The sequence below is a fragment of the Frankia sp. CcWB2 genome (genome assembly GCF_977927585.1).
Genome location: NZ_CDWRCM010000063.1, coordinates 20,307 through 21,507 on the forward strand (window position 1 = coordinate 20,307; position 1,201 = coordinate 21,507).

Here is a 1,201-nt window from a genome sequence, read left to right on the forward strand (position 1 = left end):
GCGTCTTCGGTGTCGACGGCTCCACGCCCATCATCCACCACCCCGAGGCCGCGATGATCGGCATCGGCCGGATCGTCCCCAGGCCCTGGGCGGTGGACGGCGAACTGGCGGTCCGCAGGGTCGTGCAGCTCTCGTTCACCTTTGACCACCGGGTCTGCGACGGCGCCACCGCCGGGTCCTTCCTGCGCTTTGTCGCCGACGCGGTCGAAGACCCCATGGTGCTGCTGCGCCACCTCTGACCACCGCACCTCTGACCACCGCCTTACCAGCAGGCGATGACCGCTGCCCGCCCCGGTCCTAGGAGGTCTGTCTTGCCTGCTTACTCCCCCCGCTACACCTATCTCGGCCCTGAGGGGACCTTCACCGAGGCCGCGCTGCGGACGCTGCCGGCTACGGAGACGCATGAGCTGTTCCCCTCTCTCTCCGTGGCGGAGGCGTTGGACGCGGTCCGCAACGGGGACGCGTCCGGCGCGCTGGTACCGATCGAGAACTCCGTCGAGGGGGCAGTGACCGCCACGCTGGACGAGCTCGCGACCGGCAAGCCGCTGATGATCTGCCGCGAGGTGCTGCTACCGATCAGCTTCGCGCTGCTCGTGCGGCCGGGCACCACGCTGGAGGACGTCAAGACCGTCACCGGCCACCCGGTCGCACGGGCCCAGGTACGCCGCTGGCTCGCGGCTCACCTGCCGTACGCGGAGTGGGAATCGGCCGCGTCCAACGCCGAGGGGGCCCGGCTGGTGCGGGAGGGGCGTTTCGACTGCGCCTTCGCCGGGGAGTTCACCGCGCGGCGCTACCGGCTGGAGGCCCTCGTGACCGACATCCACGACGTCCCCGACACCACCACCCGTTTCGTCCTGCTCGGCCGTCCAGGCCGCGCCACCGCGCCGACCAGCGCGGACAAGACGTCCATCGTGGTGTGGCCGGCCGCGGACGAGCCGGGCGCGCTGCTGGAACTCTTGCAGGAATGGGCCGTTCGCGGGGCCAACCTGATGCGGATCGAGTCTCGGCCGACCGGCGAGGACCTGGGCCGGTACTGCTTCTCGATCGACGCGGAAGGACACGTCAGCGGCCGCCGGGTGAGCGAGGCTCTGATGGGGCTGCACCGGATCTGCCGGAAGATCCGCTTCTTGGGGTCCTACCCCCGCGCCGACGAGGTCGCCCCGTTCGTACCCCCGAGCATGACGGACCACGAGTTCGTCAG

General features: G+C 70.6%; 2 protein-coding genes. Both read left to right on the forward strand.

Translation table 11 applies throughout. The features are described 5' to 3' along the window. Window positions 1-239: 2-oxo acid dehydrogenase subunit E2 (locus ACY45C_RS09125; protein ID WP_462187191.1), on the forward strand; the 239-nt coding region annotated here is incomplete at its 5' end. A 72-nt stretch (window positions 240-311) separates the two neighbouring features. Beyond that, a partial coding sequence (gene pheA / locus ACY45C_RS09130; protein ID WP_462187192.1) for a prephenate dehydratase occupies window positions 312-1,201 on the forward strand: 890 nt, incomplete at its 3' end.